The organism is Stenotrophomonas maltophilia (assembly GCF_006970445.1).
Taxonomy (GTDB): domain Bacteria; phylum Pseudomonadota; class Gammaproteobacteria; order Xanthomonadales; family Xanthomonadaceae; genus Stenotrophomonas; species Stenotrophomonas maltophilia_AU.
Genome location: NZ_CP033877.1, coordinates 3,178,847 through 3,197,920, shown reverse-complemented (window position 1 = coordinate 3,197,920; position 19,074 = coordinate 3,178,847). Strand labels below are relative to the sequence as shown.

At 64.7% G+C, this 19,074-nt stretch carries 10 protein-coding genes; 4 read left to right on the top strand and 6 right to left on the bottom strand.

All coding sequences use genetic code 11. From position 1 onward, the window contains the following. Window positions 1–409: 409 nt before the first annotated feature. From EGM71_RS14785 to EGM71_RS14775, 3 genes are all read left to right on the top strand, one after another. Window positions 410–1,330 carry a DMT family transporter gene (locus EGM71_RS14785; protein ID WP_188485500.1) on the top strand — a complete coding sequence of 307 codons (921 nt, stop codon included), beginning with the start codon at window positions 410–412 and terminating at the stop codon, window positions 1,328–1,330. Next, complete coding sequence (locus tag EGM71_RS14780) at window positions 1,237–1,665, top strand: MGMT family protein (protein ID WP_428999185.1); 429 nt, start codon at window positions 1,237–1,239, stop codon at window positions 1,663–1,665. The genes EGM71_RS14785 and EGM71_RS14780 overlap by 94 nt, the downstream gene beginning before the upstream one ends. A 93-nt stretch (window positions 1,666–1,758) precedes the next feature. After that, on the top strand, window positions 1,759–2,433 hold the full coding sequence (locus EGM71_RS14775) for a rhomboid family intramembrane serine protease (protein WP_032128229.1): 675 nt from the start codon (window positions 1,759–1,761) through the stop codon (window positions 2,431–2,433). A gap of 104 nt (window positions 2,434–2,537) precedes the next feature. On the opposite strand, the gene EGM71_RS14770 is transcribed toward EGM71_RS14775, so the two are convergent. The 4 genes from EGM71_RS14770 to EGM71_RS14755 all read right to left on the bottom strand — a co-directional run bounded on the left by EGM71_RS14770 (window position 2,538) and on the right by EGM71_RS14755 (window position 9,237). Continuing rightward, a complete protein-coding gene (locus tag EGM71_RS14770) occupies window positions 2,538–4,121 on the bottom strand; it encodes a phytoene desaturase family protein (RefSeq protein ID WP_188485499.1) in 1,584 nt (527 codons plus the stop codon). A 75-nt stretch (window positions 4,122–4,196) separates the two neighbouring features. Then, window positions 4,197–4,691 (bottom strand): VOC family protein, encoded by a 495-nt coding sequence (locus tag EGM71_RS14765; protein ID WP_188485498.1) that lies wholly within the window; start codon window positions 4,689–4,691, stop codon window positions 4,197–4,199. 125 nt (window positions 4,692–4,816) lie between these two features. Continuing rightward, window positions 4,817–6,826, bottom strand: coding sequence for a M13 family metallopeptidase (locus tag EGM71_RS14760; RefSeq protein ID WP_188485497.1), 2,010 nt, complete (start codon window positions 6,824–6,826; stop codon window positions 4,817–4,819). 308 nt (window positions 6,827–7,134) lie between these two features. Further along, the gene (locus tag EGM71_RS14755; RefSeq protein WP_188485496.1) at window positions 7,135–9,237 is read right to left on the bottom strand and encodes a M13 family metallopeptidase; all 2,103 of its coding nucleotides are present in this window, start codon (window positions 9,235–9,237) and stop codon (window positions 7,135–7,137) included. A gap of 561 nt (window positions 9,238–9,798) precedes the next feature. Between EGM71_RS14755 and EGM71_RS14750 the strand changes: the two genes are divergently transcribed. Beyond that, window positions 9,799–12,915: a TonB-dependent receptor domain-containing protein gene (locus EGM71_RS14750; RefSeq protein ID WP_188485495.1), complete on the top strand. Its 3,117-nt coding sequence runs from the start codon at window positions 9,799–9,801 to the stop codon at window positions 12,913–12,915. 121 nt (window positions 12,916–13,036) lie between these two features. On the opposite strand, the gene EGM71_RS14745 is transcribed toward EGM71_RS14750, so the two are convergent. Beyond that, window positions 13,037–15,844 carry a TonB-dependent receptor domain-containing protein gene (locus EGM71_RS14745; protein WP_188485494.1) on the bottom strand — a complete coding sequence of 936 codons (2,808 nt, stop codon included), beginning with the start codon at window positions 15,842–15,844 and terminating at the stop codon, window positions 13,037–13,039. Between the two features lie 410 nt (window positions 15,845–16,254). Next, the gene (locus tag EGM71_RS14740) at window positions 16,255–19,044 is read right to left on the bottom strand and encodes a TonB-dependent receptor plug domain-containing protein (RefSeq protein WP_188485493.1); all 2,790 of its coding nucleotides are present in this window, start codon (window positions 19,042–19,044) and stop codon (window positions 16,255–16,257) included. Window positions 19,045–19,074: the final 30 nt, after the last annotated feature.

Sequence of the window (19,074 nt, the reverse complement as noted above, 5' to 3'; positions counted from 1 at the left end):
GCAGAGGCAACATCGAGAGCAACAGTGGCATTCCGCGGGATGGCGGGGCACTGTGGGCTTGCGGGGCCGCCGTGAACCCGTCCCTGGGGGGCTTGGTCGCCGCTTGCTCGTGTGCGCAGTCCTGCGCACACGGCAATACCGGGGTTGGGCGTCCTGCCCAACCCGCCCGAGGCATGCCTCGGGCCCATGCGGCTCACACCCCGCAATCCCACAGTGCCCCGCCTTCGACGGCTTCCTACAGCTGTTGGTAGGTGTCGACCTGGGTCGATACGGTAGATCCACGCCATGCGTGGATCCGAAGTGGCGGTGAGCGTGAACGGAAGTTGGATCGTCCGTCCGGAAGAGCCGTGAGACAATTGGAAGCAATCTGATTCCTTCCAGCCGCCCCATGCGGCCCGCCGTCGTCCTGATGTCCAATCCCGCTTCCCGTATCGCTACCGCTTCCCCACGCATTGCGCTGGGGGGTATCGGCCTGGCTGCGATCGGCGCCATTGCTGCTTCCGGCAAGGCGATCATCGTCAAGCTCGGCCTGCGCCACGGTGTGGATGCCACCACGCTGCTCGCCCTGCGCATGCTGATGGCGCTGCCCTTGTTCGCGTTGATGGCCTTGTGGGCCGCGCGCCGGGCCACGCCGCTGTCCTGGGCCGACCGCGCCCGCGTGCTCTGGCTGGGCTTCACCGGCTATTACCTGTCCAGCCTGCTCGATTTCCAGGGGTTGCAGTACATCAGCGTGACCCTTGAACGGCTGATCCTGTACTTGAACCCGACCCTGGTGCTGCTGATCAATGTGCTGCTGGCGCGCCAGCGGCCGGGACGCTGGCAGATCGGCGCGTTGGTGCTGAGCTATCTGGGCGTGCTGCTGGCCTTCGGGCATGACCTGCAGCGCGAGGGCGGGCAGATCATCGTCGGCAGCCTGCTGGTGCTGGGCAGTGCGCTCAGCTACGCGCTGTACCTGTTCGGCAGTGGGCAGGTGGTCGCGCGCATCGGTGCAGTGCGGCTGACCGCCTATGCCAGCTGCGTGGCGGGCGTGCTGGTGCTGCTGCATTTCGCGGTGACCCATCCGCTGCCACTGCTATGGCAGGCGCCGGCGCCGGTGCAGTGGCTGTCGCTGGTCAATGCCACCGTGTGCACGGTGCTGCCGGTGCTGGCGATCATGCTGGCGGTGCAGCGCGTGGGTTCGTCGCTGGCCGCGCAGGTCGGTATGCTGGGCCCTGTTTCCACCATCGTGATGAGCCTATGGCTGCTCGACGAACCGATGGGGCCGGCGCAGATCGCCGGCACCGTGCTGGTACTGATCGGCGTTCTGCTGGTGACCCGCCTGCGGCGCTGACGCCGGAGCAGGCGCGTGCGCGCATCCTGGCGGTGATCCGCGCGATCCCGGCGGGGCAGGTGATGGGCTATGGGCAGGTGGCGATGCGCGCGGGCTTGCCCGGGCGTGCGCGCCTGACCGCGCGCATCCTTGGCCAGAACGACGACCCGGACCTGCCGTGGCACCGCGTGCTGCGCTCGGATGGACGCATCGCCATGGAAGAAGGTTCGGCTGGGTGGCGCGAGCAGTCCCAGCGGCTGCGTGCCGAGGGCGTGCGGGTGGAGAACGGCCGGGTGCGGATGCCGGCGACCGATCCGGCGGCGGCGCTGGATGCTGCCGTGTGGGGCCCGGGCTGAGCACCGCTGGCGACTGAACAGGCCGGACCCGGGGGGCGCCAACAAGACACGGTGCTGCGGCTATGATGGAGGCCGTTCCATGCCGGTGCTCCCATGTTCCCGCGACTGCCAACCGTCACCAAGGCCCTGCTGATCGCCAACGCGATCCTGTTCCTGCTGCAGCAGCCGTTCCTGCTCGGCATGCAGACCTTCGAGCCGTTCATGCTGCAACCGTTGCAGCAGGGCTTCGATGCGTTCTCGCCGGGTGGCAACTTCCAGCCGTGGCAGCTGCTGACCTATGGCTTCCTGCATGGCAGCTTCGGGCATCTGTTCTTCAACATGCTGGCCGTTTTCATGTTCGGCGCACCGCTGGAGCAGACCTGGGGCGAGAAGCGCTTCCTGCTGTACTACCTGGTCTGCGTGGCCGGTGCCGGCGTCTGCCAGCTGCTGGTAGGGACCCTGCTGGAGAACCCGGCGACGGTACTGGGCGCCTCCGGCGGCGTGTTCGGCCTGCTGCTGGCCTACGGCATGCTGTTCCCCAACCAGCGGGTGATGCTGCTGTTCCCGCCGATTCCGATGAAGGCGCGGACCTTCGTGATCCTGTTCGGTGTGGGCGAGCTGGTGCTGGGCATGACCGGTTGGCAGCCGGGCGTGGCCCACTTCGCACACCTCGGCGGCATGCTGTTTGGCTGGTTGCTGATCCGTTACTGGCGCGGGCAATCGCCGTTCAACAAGCGCCGCCCGCCGGGCCCACCGAAGCGCCCTAACCATCTGCGCAGCGTGAAGTGAGGCGCTATGCGCAACGCTTCACGCGGGTAGGTGCCAACCTTGGTTGGCACGCTTTGAATGGGATCATTTGACGCTGCAGGTGCCGACCGTTGGTCGGCACGCCTTCACAGATCCTGCAACACCACCTGCGCGGCATTGTGCCCGGGCGCACCGGTGACGCCGCCACCGGGATGGGTGCCCGAACCGCACAGGTACAGGCCGGGCAGGGCACCGCGGTAGCCGGCCTGGCCGACCATCGGCCGCGCAGAGAACAACTGGTTGGCACTCAGTGCGCCGTGGAAGATGTCACCGCCGACCAGGCCGAAGGTGCGCTCCAGATCCAGCGGTGACAACACCTGCCGGCCGAGCACGCTGGCGGCGAAGCCAGGCGCATGCCGCTCGACGGTGGCAATCATCAGGTCGGCCACGGTCTCGCGGTGGTCATCCCAGTGACGCCCATCAGGCAGCACCGGCGCCACGTGCTGGCAGAACAGGCTGGCCACGTGCTGCCCGGGCGGGGCCAGGGAATCGTCCAGTGTGCTGGGAATCAACATTTCCACAATCGGCTCGCGCGACCAGCCGTCGCGGCGTGCATCCAGCCAGGCGCGGTCCATGTAGTCCAGGCTGGGCGCCATGATGATGCCGGCACTAAGGTGATCGCCGGGGCCGGGAAGGGCGCGGAAATCCGGCAGCCGCGACAGTGCCAGGTTGATCCGGAACGTGCCGGAACCGCAGCGCCAGTTCGCCATGCGTTCGCGTGTTGCGTTGGGTACCTGCGCCGGTTCCAGCAATTGTTCGTACAGCAGTTTCGGATTGACGTTGGCGACCACCGCGCGTGCGCGCAGGATCTCGCCGTTGGCCAGCGCCACGCCCACTGCGCGCCCCTGTTCGATCAGCAGGCGCTGCACGCCGGCATCCACGCGCAGCTCGGCCCCGGCCTCGCGCGCCGCGCTGGCGATGGCCTGGCTGATCGCGCCCATGCCACCGATCGCGTGGCCCCACGCACCTTTCACGCCATTGCACTGGCCAAACACGTGGTGCAGCAGTACGTAGGCACTGCCAGGTGTATACGGGCTTGCGTAGTTGCCGACGATGCCATCGAAACCGAACAGCGCCTTGATCGGCGTGCTCTCGAACCAGCGGTCCAGGTACTCGGCGGCCGACAGCGTGAACAGGTCCAGCAGTTCCTGCCGAAGCGAGGCATCCAGCGTCGCCAGTTCACGACCAAGACGGCCCATCTGCCACAGCGCAGGCAACGCGCGCCAACCACCGGCAACGCCGGCATCCGGTGGCGCGCGCAGGGCCCATGCGCGCAGTACGTCGGCGAAGATCTCCAGGCGCGCTTCGTATTCGGGTAGCCGCTGCGCATCCCGCTCGGAGAACTTCGCCACCTCGGCCTGGGTGCGGCCCGGTGCCGACAGCAGGTAACGATCATCCTCCAGCGGCAGGAAATTGTTGGCCGGGCGATTGACGATGCGCAGCCCATGCGCATGCAGTTGCAGGTCGTCGATCACCTTCGGCTGCAGCAATGACACCGTGTAGGACGCCACAGAGTTGCGGAAGCCCGGGTGGAACTCCTCGGTGACCGCAGCACCGCCAAGGACACCGCGGCGTTCCAGTACCAGTACCTGCTTGCCCGCGCGCGCCAGATAGGCCGCACAGACCAGGCCGTTGTGGCCGCCACCGATGATGATCGCATCCCAGGACATCAGCACCTCGAAAAAAGGGGACGGAGGGGATTAAGTCGCAATTCGCATCTGAGCGCAGGGGTGGGGAGAAACGACTTAATCCCCTCCGTCCCCTTTTTTGATTGCCGCTTCGATGGTGGCGATGTCGATCTTCTTCATCGGCATCATCGCGTTGAAGGCACGCTTGGCCAGGGCCTTGTCCTGGCTGGTCACCGCTTCGATCAGCATGCGTGGGCTGATCTGCCAGGAGATGCCCCAGCGGTCCTTGCACCAGCCGCATTGGCTTTCCTGTCCGCCATTGCCCACGATCGCATCCCACAGGCGATCGGTCTCGGCCTGGTCCTCGGTCTGGATCTGGAAGGAGAAGGCTTCGCTGTGCTTGAACGCGGTGCCGCCATTGAGGCCGACGCAGGGGATGCCGCAGACGGTGAATTCGACCGTCAGGACGTTGCCTTCCTTGCCGTCGGGGTAGTCACCCGGTGCGTGATGTACGGCAGCTACTGCGCTGTCGGGCAGGAGGCTGGCATAGAAGGTGGCGGCCTCGAGCGCGCCGTTGTCGTACCAGATACAGATCGTGTTCTTGTGTGCCATGTCGGGGCTCCACGTCGGACGAAGCCGCAGCGATAGCACGCCCGGTGTTAACCCCGGATCGTGCTGCACCCGCAAAAAAAAGGGCGCCCGAAGGCGCCCTTTGCATTACCACCGCAGCCTATGGCTCAGCGCCAGACCTTGATCTGGTCGGCTTCGCTGCGCTGCATCGGCTGGCCGGCCTTGCAGCTGAAGGTGGCACCGAACGCTGGCAGATTCGCCAGCGTGCCATTGCTGCGCCACAGGCCCGGCGCGCGGATGTCGGCGGTCAGGCGGCGCACGGCCTCGTTCGGCGACAGCTGCTGTGCCCACAGCGTCGACCAGGCGCGGAAGAAGCCCTGCTGCTGTGCCTGCTTGGCCTTCGGCTCCTGTGCGACATAAGCCGCCCAGGCCAGTTCCAGGCCGGCGATGTCGGCCAGGTTCTCTTCCTGGGTGAGCGTGCCGTTGACCTTGGCACCCTTCACACCCGGGAAGTCGTAAGTGCCGTACTGCGCGGCCACGCGGTTGCCGAGCAGGGTCCAGGCGGTCTTGTCGGCCGGGGTCCACCAGCTGCGCAGCTCGCCCTTGGCGTCGACCAGCGCACCCTTGGCATCGATCGCACGGGTCAGCTCATGGCCGACCAGGCCACCGAAGCTGCCGAACTTGTCGGCGGCGTCGGCCTTGGCGTTGAACACCGGGCCCTGCAGGATCGCGGCGGTGACGATCAGGCGGTTCTGCGCCAGGTCGTAGGCCAGCGACGGCTGCTGCGGCAGCACGTCCCAGCGGCGGTCGGCATTGCCCTTGCCGATGCGCTTCATTTCCTCGCGGTGACGCCAGGTCGAGGCGATCAGCATGTTGCCGCCGAACGAGCCGCGGCCCATCGGCTGCACGCTGTAGTCGAGGTCACGCAGCGGGGTGCCGATTTCGATCTTCAGCGCGGCCAGCTTGGCCTGCGCTTCGGTCTTGGCTTCGGCGCTCATCCAGCTGTTGTTCTTGACCGCCTCGATCTGCACTTCGCGCAGCTTGTCGACGATCCACGCGGCCTGGCGACGGTCTTCGGCCGACAGGTAACGGGCGGCGTATTCGCGGCCGACCATCGGGCCGGCGGCCACGTTGATCGCGTCCAGCACGTCTTCCCAGCGCTGCGGCGGCAGGGTTTCGCCACGAAGCACGCGGCCGCGGAATTCAAACTCTGCGTCGCGGTAGGCCTTGGACAGGTACGGTGCCATCGAATCGCCCACGCGCCAGCGCAGGTAGGCCTTCCACTGGTCCGGCTTGAGCTTGGTGACCATGCCATCGAGCTGCTTGAACAGGCCCGGGTCGGCCAGCGAGACCAGGTCGTCGTCCACGCCCTGTGCCTTCAGGAACGCGTCCAGCTGCAGATTGCGGTAGCGGCTGTTGAGCTCCTTGGTGGAGATCGGCGCGTAGTTGTTGAACGGGTTGTTGATGCCGGCCAGCGACTGCGCATTGCGCGCCAGCTCGGTCTCCAGCGCGATCACCGACTGCGACTCGGCATCCAGCTTGGCCGCTGGGGTGCCGGTCAGTGCCAGGATCTGCTTGACGTAGTTGCGGTAGCGGCCCATCAGCGCCACGGTATCGGCGTCGGTGCGGGTATAGAACGCCGGATCCGGCAGGCCCATGCCGCCCTGCATGAAATAGCCGATGTGGCGGTCCAGCGCCTTCAGGTCGACGTCCGGGCCGAAGTTGAAGGCGACCGGGATGCCCACCTGGTGCAGCGCGGCGATCGATGCCGGCACATCCTTGGCCTTCTTGATGGCATTGATGCGGGTCAGCAGCGGGGCAATTGGGTTGGAACCGTCCGCTTCCACGGCCGCTTCGTCCAGGCCACTGGCCCAGAAGTCACCCAGCAGCTTCTGCACGTTGCCCTGCGGCGATTTCATGGCAGCGTCGAGCAGCTCGCGCTGCTGCTGGCGGCTGCGATCGACCAGCTGGCCCAGCGCGGTGGTGGCGCCGGTCTGCGGCACCGGATTGGCCTTCAGCCAGCCTGCATTGGTGACGTCGTAGAAGTCGCTGCACTGGGCGCTGACGGCCGGGGCGCGTGCGGCCTTCTTCTTGGCGGCGGCAAACGCATCGTGGGTCGGGACCAGGGTCGCCAGGCTGATGCCCAGGGCGATGGCAAGCGGACGGAAATTGGGCATGTGGAACGAATCCGTGATGGATTGAGGGCGCGCGCACTATAGCAAGCCGCGCATGGGCGCGGCATGCACGCATCGCGGCGCATCCGCCGGGCATGGCCCGGCGCTACCGGGTGTGTGGCATGGGCGCGGCATGCACGCGTCGCGGCGCATCCGCCATGCCGTGCGCCGACCAAGGTCGGCATCTACCAACGGCGTGGGCCAGCCAGGGCGCAGCAGGTCCACGCCATGCGTGGATGACGGGCGCCGCAAAAAACAAAGGCCCGGGAATTCCCGGGCCCTTGCAGGTCTGCCGCAGCGTCAGCCGTGGCTTACCAGATCACCACCTGCTGCTCGCCGGTGCGGGCCATCGGCGAACCGGCCTTGCACTGGAACGCGGCGGCGAAGGTCGGCAGGTTCGACGGCGCACCCATGGCGCGGAACTGCGCCGGGGCGTGCGGGTCGGTTGCCAGGCGGACCTTGGCGTTTTCCGGGGTGTACTTGGTGCGCCACACGGTGGCCCAGTTGAAGAAGAAGCGCTGGTCGCGGGTGAAGCCGTCGACCTTTGCATCTTCCTTGCCGGCGGTGGCCTTCTGCAGGGCGTCGTAGGCGGTGGCCAGGCCACCCAGGTCGGCGATGTTCTCGCCCAGGGTCAGGTGACCGTTCACCGCCTGGCCGTCGACCTTGTACTGGTCGAACTGCTTGACCAGCTTGCCGGTGAGGCCTTCGAAGTTCTTCTTGTCAGCCGGGGTCCACCAGTCTTCCATGTTGCCGGTCGGCCCGAAGCGCGCGCCCTGGTCGTCGTAGCCGTGGGTCATTTCATGGCCGATCACCGCACCGATGCCGCCGTAGTTCAGCGCGTCGTCGGCCTTCGGGTCGAAGAACGGCGGCTGCAGGATGGCGGCCGGGAACACGATCTCGTTCTGCAGCGGGTTGTAGTAGGCGTTGACGGTCTGCGGGGTCATGCCCCACTCGGTCTTGTCCACCGGCTTGCCGATCTTGGACAGGTTGAACTTGTAGTTGAACTCGTTGGCCGCGCGCACGTTGCCCAGGAAGCTGTCGCGCTGGGTCTGCAGGCCCGCCCAGTCACGCCACTTGTCCGGGTAACCGATCTTCGGGGTGAAGGTCTCCCACTTGGCGATGGCCTTGGCCTTGGTTTCTTCGCTCATCCAGCTCAGGCCCTGGATACGGTCCTTCAGCGAGGCGGCGAGGTTCTTCACCAGTTCTTCCATCTTCGCCTTGGCTTCCGGCGAGAAGGCAACCTTCACGTACAGCTGGCCGAAGGCTTCACCGGCATCATTCTCGATGGTGCCCAGCACGCGCTTCCAACGCGGCTTCTGTTCCTTCTGGCCGTTGAGGGTCTTGCCGTAGAACTCGTAGTTCTCCTGCACGAAGGCATCGGCCAGGTACGGCGAGGCGCTGTCCACGGTGTGGAAGCGCAGGTAGGCGCGCCACACCGACGGATCGGTGTCGGCCAGCGACTTGCTCACTTCCTCATGGAAGGCCGGCATGGCCAGCGAGAACTTCTCCGGCGCGGCCACGCCCTGCGACTTGAAGAACTCGGTCCAGCTGAAGTTCGGGGTCAGCTTGTCGGCGTCGGCCAGGGTGACCGGGTTGTAGTACAGCTCGACGTTGCGCGACAGCTCGACGCGCGACTTGGAGGCCTTGGCCAGGCGGGTTTCGAACTTGACCACGTCCTCGGCCTGCTTGGCCGCATCGGCCGCGGCCACGCCGGACAGCTCCAGCACCTTGGCGACGTGCGCCTGGTAGGCCTTCAGCTTGTCGGCGTTCTTGGCATCGGTGTAGTAGGTGGTGTCCGGCAGGCCCAGGCCGCCCTGGCTGGCGTAGGCCATGTTCATGGCGGAGTTCTTGAAGTCCGCTTCGGCGCCGAAGCCGAACAGGATGTTGTCACCCTTGGCGGCGCTGGTGCGCAGGTAGTTGGCGATGGCCGCCTTGTCCTGCAGGCCGTCGATCGCAGCCAGGTCGGCCTTCAGCGGCTCGATGCCCTGGGCATTGATCTTTGCCTCGTCCATGCCGGTGGCCCACAGGTCGCCGACGATCTTTTCGATGTGGTTCGGATTCTTGACCTGCGCGACCTGTTCGGCCAGCTGGTGCTGCACGGCCACCGAGCGCTCGTCGAGGATGGTGAACGCGCCCCAGCTGGTGCGGTCGCCCGGGATTTCGTTGGCGGCCAGCCACTTGCTGTTGACGTAGTCGCCGAAGGCGGTGCAGGCGTCCTTGGTGGTGTCCAGGTCGCTCGGCTGGAAGGCGTTGTAGGCCGGCAGCTTGCTGTCGTCCAGGGTGTAGTGGGTGGCTTCGGCGGTGGCCGGGGCGGAGGCGGCGGCATCCTTGGCCGGGGTTTCAGTCTTGCCGCAGCCGACCAGCGCGGCCGAAACGGCCAGGGTCAGCAGCACGATCTTGGGAGTACGGGTCACTTGAATGGCCTCCAGGCCGAGTGAGTCAGGGAGTGGCCGCAGGTGCGACCGTGGGCCGAACGATACGCCGCCGGCCAGACCTGCAAGGGTGTCGAAGGTCATGCCCCTGCGCAAGGGGCGCACAGACGCCAGAAGGGCGTCGCAGAAGGGCACCCCAGGCTCCGCCGAAGCGCCGAACGAAGGCCGGTCCTCTCCAGGCGCATTGGGTGAATTGATTATGAACCCGTGTTCGCAATTGCCGAGGATGCCGGCGCTGGATGGCTGCCGGGACAGGACGTGTCCAGAGCACTGTCCATGGCGTGCGATGGTTGCCGCGGGATCCGACGGTGTCGGCTCAAGGTGCTGATTGGAAAGGATTATTGGAAAAATCCTCGGGTCAACTCACACCCTCATGCTCGATTCCACGGTGTGTCATATGAAATTGAACTTTTGCTGAATGTTGCCGTTTCGTGTCGATCTGTGTATGAATTCCGTTATCGGCACGTGAACAGTTGCTGACTACATTTCCTCTGCCTTGCCGATGCAGAGCTTTTTGTGCCCTCACTTTTCAGAGAGAGAGACATGGAGAAGACTCGCCCACTACCCCGTAATCCGTTGAGTCTCGCGCTCACCTCGGCCATCCTGCTTGCCGTCGCCCTGCCTGCCTTCGCGCAGGAGGGAGAGGCTGCCAAGGAGACTGCCGAGAGCGCGAAGAAGGCTTCCAATGAAGCCGCGGCCACCCAGCTGGACCGCATCACGGTAACGGGCTCGCACATCTACCGCGCCGGCTATGACACCCTGGAACCGGCCGCCGTGGTGTCTCGCCAGGATATCGAGGCCTACGGGCACACCAACCTGATCGATGCGCTGACCAAGATTCCCGGTGTTTCTGCCGGCGTCTCTTCGCGTGGTGATCAGGCCGGCTTCGGCGCAGGCGTGAACTTCGCCAGTCGCTTCGGTCTCGGCAGCAACCGCCTGCTGACCCTGGTCAACGGTCGCCGCTTCGTGACCTCCGCACCGCCAACCGTGTTCGGTGCGGGCGGTGGCTCGGGCATCCAGGTCGACATGAACTCGATCCCGACCGTGATGGTCGAGCGTGTGGAAAGCCTGAGCATCGGTGGTGCCCCCACGTATGGTTCCGACGCCATCTCCGGCGTGAACAACATCATCCTGCGAGACAAGTTCGAAGGCGCCGAGGTCGAGATCGGCTTTGGCAGGACCACCAAGAACGACAATGACCGTTACTCGTGGTCCGCCATTTTCGGTAGTGGCTTCGCTGATGGCCGTGGCCACTTCACCATCGCTGCCGAACTGGACAACAGCGACGGCGTGAACGCGCTCCAGCGCGACTTCTACCGCAACGGCTACAGCCTGCAGACCAATCCGACGGCCGCAAACGTGGCGCGCTTCCAGCCGTGGCGTACCCCGGGCAACGACGGTCGCATCGACCCCAGCATCCCGTTCAACACCGGGCCGGCTGACGGCATCGCCGACCAGGTCTGGATCCGCAACCGGCGCATCTCCAGCATGACCTTCGGCGGCCTGATCATGCCGTCGGACATCCAGGTGCGGCGCAGCTACCAGCGCAATGCCACGGGTGAGTTGAACGGCTTCGGCCCGAACAACAAGCTCTGGCACTTCAACAACAAGGGCGATCTGGTTGCCTTCGATCCGGGCATTACCTATCCCAGTGGCAATGCGTCCGGCGGCGATGGCCTCAACCTCAACGAAACCCTGCCGCTGATCGCCGACCTCGAACGCCGTTCGGTCTACTCGACCGGCAGCTTCGACTTCAACGACAACGTGCGTGGCTTCTTCGAACTGTCGCACTACAGCGCGACCGCGCGCGAGACGTTGGACCAGAACGTCTACAATGCCGCCGGCTTCGGTGCAGCAAATCCCGATGGCAGTGGTGACCAGAGCGGCGCGATGCTGTTCAGCGCGAACAATCCGTTCCTCAGTGCCGAGTCGCGCCGCATCCTGGCCGAGAACGGCATCACCTCGTTCCGCCTGTCGCGCTCCTCGCGCGACCTGAGCATGAACAACGCCAGCACCGACACGCGCCTGAGCCGCATCGTGCTCGGCCTGGATGGCTTCTTCGATATCGGCGAGCGCCGCTTCAACTGGGAAACCAGCGTGACCCACGGTCGAGGCGACTTCGACTACAAGGGAACCGGCCTGATCCAGCAGAACTTCATCAATGCGCTCAACGTGAAGCGCGATGCCAGCGGCAACATCGTCTGTGATGCATCCGCCCCGGGCACCACTGCCGATCCGAACTGCCGTCCGCTGAATCTGTTCGGCGAGAACCAGGCATCGCCTGAAGCGCTGGCCTATGTGTCAACGCCGACCCTGGCCAAGGCACGGACGCGCCAGACCGTGTTCAACGCATCGGTGACCGGCGGGCTGTTTGACCTTCCGGGTGGCGAGTTCTCCTTCGCGGCGGGTGTGGAGCATCGCCGCGAGGAAGGTTCGTTCACTCCGAGCGAGTACCAGCGGTTGGGGCAGGGTCGTTCGGTGCCGATCCAGGGCGCCAAGGGCGATTATCACACCAACGAAATCTTCGCCGAGTTCCTGGCACCGCTGTTCAACCCCGACTGGGACCTGCCTGGCCTGCATCGCCTGGACGTGACCCTGAAGGGCCGCCGCGTGGTCAACTCGGTGGCCGGTGGCTTCAATGCGTACACCTATGGCATCCAGTACGAGCCGTTCGCGGGAATCCAGCTGCGCGGCAGCAAGACCCAGTCGCTGCGTGCCCCGTCGATTGCCGAGCTCTATACCTCGTTGCAGCCGGCGTACTACAACATCCCGGAAGTCTGCTCCGTATCGGCCATCAACGGCGGCACCAACCCCGCGATTCGCCGCCGCAACTGCGAGGCCTTCTTCCAGGCCTACCCGGGTGCGGACCCGGCAACGTTCCAGGCGTCGCCGACCAACACCCTCGGCTCGGTCAACGGCTATACCGGCCTGAAGAACGAGAAGGCAAAGTCCTGGACAGCGGGCATCGTGTTCGCACCGGACTGGGCGAAGGGCCTGCGGGTTGCGGCCGACTGGTATGACATCAAGATCACCGATGTGATCACCAGCCTCAGCCCGACCGACATCATCACCGGCTGCTTCGACAACCCGGACTTCAATGCCTCCGACGTGCCCAACGCCAACCGCTTCTGCAGCCTGGTGACGCGCAATCCGCTGAGTGGTGCGGCCACCGATATCCGCACCGAGTACGGCAATGGCCCGGTGCTGATGTTCCGCGGCTGGACGGCCGAAGTGGACTACAACTGGGACATGGGCCGATTCGGCCAGGTGGCACTGGGCTTCTACGGCTACATGCCGAAGAACCGTGGCCAGGCCGCCAACGCGGATGTGCCGTTCGTGGAGCGCGTGGGTACGTTCGACGAGCCCAAGCGCCAGTTCCGCTGGACGGCGCAGCATGCCATCGGCAAGTGGAGCTATGGCGTGACGTCCAACTACACCAGCGGCTCGCAGTTCAGCCTGACCGCTACCCCGGAAAGCCGGCAGTACTTCAGGCGCGACAGCTGGACGACCTGGGATGCCAATGTCAGCTACCGCCTGACCGACAACGCACGCGTGAACCTGTCGGTGTTGAACCTGTCCGACGACATTGGTCCGTTCCCGTACGTGCTGGACGCGCTGGGCCGTCGCTACATGGCCAGCCTGCGCTACAGCTTCCGCTGAGCGGAAGGACCGGAGGAAGAGGGCAGGCCCGGCTTTACCCGGGCCTGTTCTTCCAAACGGTCATGCCGGACAAGGAAAAGCCTCGCCATGGCGGGGCTTTTCCGTTGCTGCGGTTGCTGGATTACTTCACGCCGAACGCGTACTTGGCCTGCACGTAGATCGCGCGCCCGTAGGCGTTGTACAGGTAGTTGTTGTACGGCTGGCCGCTGGTGCCGGCGAAGCTGTAGCGCTGGTTGTCCGGCATCTTGTTGAACACGTTGTTGACCATCAGCGACAGGGTCAGGTTTTCCATCGCGCGGTAGTTCACGCTCAGGTTGTAGGTGGTGTAGGAACCCCACTTGCCAGCCTTGTAGCCGGAGCTGTGCACGTAGTCATAGCCGTTGCCCACGTACGCCATGTAGTTCGGCGTCTTGCCGATGTAGTTGGCATACAGGGTGGTGGTCCAGTTGTCCTTGGCCCAGCCGATCGAGCCGTCCGCGCGCACCTTGGCGTACGAGTCGTACACCCACATCGCATACGGGTCGTGCAGCAGGTCCAGGAACTCGTCGCCCGGCTGCGGCTGCAGCTTGCGCTTGAGCATGTCGGTGTAGTTGGCCGAGAACTGCAGCGAACCGAAGCGGCCGATGTCCTGCACGTACTTGAAGCTGGCGGTCAGCGCTTCCAGGTTCTGGCGGGCGACGTTCATCTTCGGCGTGTAGATCTCGTCGAGCACGCCCGATGCATCACGGGTGATCCAGTCACTGACGTTCTGGCAGCTGGCCGAGGTGTTGTTGGACTGGCCGTTGCGGCAGTAGTACTCGGCCAGCAGCAGCTGGTCGGAGCTGAGCGTATCGACCTCGTTCTTGATCTTCCAGTTGTAGTAGTCGACTGACAGCGACAGGTTGTTGATCGGTGCCCACACCACGCCTGCATTCCAGACATCGGCGGTAATCGGCTCCAGGTCGGGGTTGCCCGAGCGGGTGCCGAACACCGAGACGCTGTCGTACGGGCAGCCGGTGGTGTTGGCCGGGTCGTAGCCCAGCTGGCCGCAGCGGTAGTAGTCGGTGGAGCCGTTGGCGTAGTAACCACTGCGACCCTGGAAGGCATCGGAGAGGGTCGGTGCGCGGAAGGCGGTGCCGTACTTGCCGCGGAACAACAGGCTTTCGATCGGACGGAACTCGATGCCGACGCTGTAGGTGGCCTTGTCGACGGTGTTGCTGCCGATCTTGAAGGCGTCATAGCGGCCGGAACCGGTAACGGTCAGCGTTTCCAGCAGCGGCATGCGCAGTTCGGTGGTCACCGCGTAGTTGCTGCGATGGCCTGCACCGGACACGGCGGTGGTGCCCCACACGCTGCCGTCCATCAGGCCCGGGTCGGGCGTGTAATCCCAGCCTTCGCTGCCACCTTCGACAACCACGGCGAAGCCGGCATCGCCACCGGGCAGCTTGAACAGCGAGCTGTTGGTGACCTGGGCACGGGCCAGGTTCTGCCAGGTGCGGCTTTCGCTGTAGCTGTAGCCGGTGAAGCTCTGGAAGTCGCCGGCGGGCAGCGGCGCGTAGAACGCTTCCCAGTTCGGGTTGTAGATGTCGTAGCCGGTGCTGGTGGTGCCCAGTACCGGGCCCAGCACGCGCTGCTCGAAGTAATCGTTGATCGGGTCGTTCCAGCGCACGAAGTTGCGCTCGGTCAGCTTGTACTCGCCGCGGGTGAAGCTGAGGCTGTAGTCCCAGTTGCCTGCGGTGCCGCGGCCGCCGAGGGTGACCTGGTAGGCCTTGTTGCGGTCGGTGTTCATGATGTCGCGGTAGCCACCGCCGCCGATGTCCTCTGGCGCGAACACGCGCTGCAGGTTCATGTACTGGCCGCTGGCCTGGTCGTAGAAGCGGCCCCAGCCGGAGGAGGTGCCCCACCAGGTGTAGCCGGAACCGGTTGCGTACTTGACCTCCTCCAGGCTGTACAGCGCGTCGCCGAACAGCTGGAAGTTGTCGTTCACGTCGAAGGTGGCCGAGCTGTAGATCTGCCCGCTTTCCTTGCCGTTCTTGATGGTCTTGTAACCGGTGCCGTAGACCGAACCGCAGGCCTGGCCGGTCGGCCGGGTGCCGAGCACGGTGGTGCCGTCGAACTGGCCCGCCACGTTGGCGCACAGGTTCGGGTCCATCATCGCGTAGCGGTTGTTGGCGGCCGGCAGCAGCACCAGGAAATCATTGGAGACGTACTGCGGGCTGTAGCCGTCGGGATTGTTGACCTTGGTCAGGTCGCGCTGGTAACCCCAGATCGGGCTGGTCTTCTCATACTGCACGTTGACCAGGGCATGGAAGCGGTCGTCCTTCGAGTTGAAGCCGCGTGCGCCGCTGAGGCGGAAGCTGTTGCCGCCACCTTCGCTGTAGGCGCCACCACGCACGTTCAGCACGCCGCCATCCATGCGCTCCTTGAGGATGATGTTGACCACGCCGGCGATCGCGTCCGAACCGTACAGCGAGGACTGGCCGCCCGGTAGGATCTCGATGCGCTCGACGATGTCGATCGGGATGCCGCTGATGTTGTTGAAGGTATCGCCGCCGTTGTACAGCGCCGGATACGAGAGCATCGGGCGGCCGTTGATCAGGTACTTGGTGTAGCCCGGGCTGAGGCCGAACATGCCGGCCGCTTCGGCGCCCTGGGTGAAGGATGCGGAGGTCTGGCCGCCCTGCAGGCCGCCAGTGGACAGCGAGGACTGCTGCAGGACGTCGGCGACACTGGTGAAACCGCGGGTCTGGATATCCTCGGCGGTGACGGTCAGGACCGGCGTGTGGTTCTCGATCTCGGTCTGCGGAATCAGCGATCCGGTGACGGTCACACGGTCAAGCTGGGTCGGCGCATTGCCGTCCTGGGCCAGGGCGGTGCCGGAGGCCAGGAGGGTGCCGAGCAGGGCGAGGGTCAGAGGGTGGCGCGAGAGCGTGGAACGTTGGCGAGACATGGTGGATCCCCGTAGTGAGCAATGTCTTGGCGGCGCACTCCTTGCGCATTAACGATTCGTTCAGTGTGATTCCATTCAGGTCGACCGTAACACGTCGTTAACGCAGCAAACACGGGACTGTCACATCCAGGCGCTTCTGGAGGACCAAAAAATGCTTCCGAATCAATGGATAAGGAGATTTGTTTTGGCGTGTTTCAAAAGATGGCGACGTGCAAGGGAGCATGTCGACGTTGCGAATGTCCCTTCAGAATCAATGCGTTGTGATCCACCAGCGTTCTCACGAACGCCGGTGTTTGTGCGTTGTCGATCACGCTTTTTGCTGAAGGCCGAACGGGGTGTTCAGCGCCCCAAAAAAAAGGCCCCGCCGAAGCGGGGCCTGGTCCAGACACGTGGTCCGGAATACGACGGGATTAGAAGTCGTACTTGACCTGGGCCGAAATCTGACGGCCGTAGACGCTGTAGAAGCCATCGTTGAACGGGGTCGATTCGTTGCCCGGGTAGTTGTAGCGCTGGCCTTCCGGCAGCTTGTTGAACACGTTGTTGACCATCAGCGACAGGGTCAGATCGTCCTGCGCCTGGTAGTTCAGGCTCATGTTGTACGTGGTGTACGAGCCCCACTTGCCGGCCTTGGCGCCGGAGGAGTGGACGTAGTCATAGCTGCGGCCGGTGTAGGCCAGGTAGTTCGGGGTGCTGCCGACGTAGTTGGCGTACACGGTGGTGGTGAACTTGGAGATGGCCCAGCCCACCGACACGTCGCCGCGGACCTTGGCGAAGTTGTCGTAGTACCACATGTTGTACGGATCGCTCAGCAGGTCCAGCTTCTGCGCACCCGGCAGGGCCACCACTTCACGCTTCAGCATGTTGGTGTAGTTGCCGGAGAACATCAGCGAACCGAAGCGGCCCAGATCCTGCTGGTACTTGGCACCGACGGTCACCGCTTCCAGGTTCTGGCTGGCCACGTTGAGCTTCGGGGTGTACACGCGGGTCAGGTTGCCACCGGCGTCGCGGGTCACCCAGTCGGTCACGTTCTGGCAGCTGGCCGAGGTGTTGTTCGGCAGGCCGTTGTGGCACTGGTACTCGGCCAGCAGCAGCTGGTCGGTGCTCAGGGTCTTGACCTCGTTCTTGATCTTCCAGTTGTAGTAGTCGACCGACAGCGAGAAGTTGCTCACCGGGGCCCACACTACGCCTGCGCTCCACACGTCGGCGGTGATCGGCTTCAGGTCCGGGTTGCCGGACTTTTCGCTGTACACCGAGGTGGTCTTGTAGAACGAGCAGGCTTCGTCACGCAGCGCGTAACCCATCTGGCTGCAGCGGTAGTAGTCGTTCTGGCCGGAGGCGAACGAGCCGCTCATGCCCTGGAAGGCATCGGACAGGGTCGGCGCGCGGAACGCGGTGCCGTACTTGCCGCGTAGCAGCAGGCTTTCAACCGGACGGTATTCCAGGCCGATGCTGTAGGTGGCCTTGTCGACGGTCTTGTCGGCGATCTTGAACGCGTCATAGCGGCCCGAGGCGCTGATGGTCAGCGACTCGAACACCGGCATGCGCAGTTCGCTGGTCACCGCGTAGTTGCTGCGGTGGCCGGCACCGGCCACGGCGCTGGCGCCCCAGGCGTTGCCATCGATGAAGGCCTGGTCGGGCGAGTAGTCCCAACCTTCGCTGCCGCCTTCCAGCACGACGGCCAGGCCGGCGTCGCCGCCCGGCAGGGAGAACAGCGAACCGTTGGTCACCTGCACGCGACCCAGGTTCTGCCAGGTCTTGCTGCGGTGGGTGCCATAGCCGGTGAAGCTGGCGAACTGGTCCGGAGTGATCGGCGAGTAGAAGGCGGTGTAGTTCGGGTTGTAGATGCCGAAGCCATCAGCGGTGGTGCCCAGGCGCGGGCCCAGCACGGTGTCGCCGAAGAAGCCTTCGATCTTGTCCTTCCAGCGCGCGAAGCGGTTCTGGTCCAGGCGGTACTCGCCGCGGGTGAAGCTGGCGCTGTAGTCCCAGTCGCCGACCATGCCCTTGCCGCCCAGGGTGACCTGGTAGGAACGGCTCTCATCGGAGTTCAGGATGTTGTTGTAGTGGCCCGGACCGATTTCTTCCGGCGCGAAGGCGCGCTGCAGGTTCACGACCTTGCCCAGGCCCTGGTCGTAGAAGCCGCCCATCACCGACTTGGTGCCCCACCACAGGGCGCTGGAGCCGGAGGTGAACTCGGTCTTTTCCTTGCTGTACAGCACGTCGGCGAACAGCTGGAAGTTGTCGTTCACGTCGAAGGTCATCGACGAGTAGAACTGGCCGCTGTTCTTGCCGTTCTTCAGGGTCTTGTAGCCGGCGCTGTACACCGAGCCGCAGGACTCGCCCGAGGGACGCTTGCCGACGGTGGTGGTGCCGTCGTACAGGCCTGCCACGTTGCCGCAGCGGGTCGGGTCCATCATGTACAGCTTGTTGTCGGCGTTGCCGATGACGGCAAAGTCGTTCGACGGCAGCTGCGCGGTGTAACCGACCGGGTTGTTCTGCTTGGTGATGTCACGCTGGTAGCCCCAGATCGGGCTGCCGTTTTCGATCTGCACGTTGACCAGCGCGTGGAAGCGATCGTCGAACGCGTTGAAGCCCTTGGCGGCGCTGAAGCGGATGTTGCTGCCACCACCTTCGGTGTAGGTGCCGCCACGGATCGACATCGTGCCGCCGTCCATGCGTTCCTTCAGGATGATGTTGACCACGCCGGCGATCGCGTCCGAGCCGTACAGCGACGACTGGCCGCCCGGCAGGACTTCGATGCGCTCGACGATGTCGATCGGGATGCCGCTGATGTTGTTGAACGACTCGCTGCCGTTGTACAGCGCCGGATACGAGAGCATCGGGCGGCCGTTGATCAGGTACTTGGTGTAGCCCGGGTTCAGGCCGAACATGCCGGCCGCTTCGGCGCCCTGGGTGAACGAACCCGAGGTCTGGCCACCCTGCAGGCCGCCGGTGGTCAGCGACGACTGCTGCAGCACTTCAGCAACACTGCTGAAGCCGCGGGTCTGGATGTCTTCTGCGGTGATGGACATCACCGGGGTCTGGGTTTCAACCTGGGTCTGCGGGATCAGCGAACCGGTGACGGTGATCTTGTCCAGGTTGGTCGCCTTGTCCTGGGCCATTGCCGGAGCGGCAGCCATCAGAGCGGAAATCAGGGCGACGGTGAGCGTGTTGCGACGTGCGGTATTGCTGAAGTGTTTCATGTAGTTCCAATGGAGAGCAAAAAACAAAAA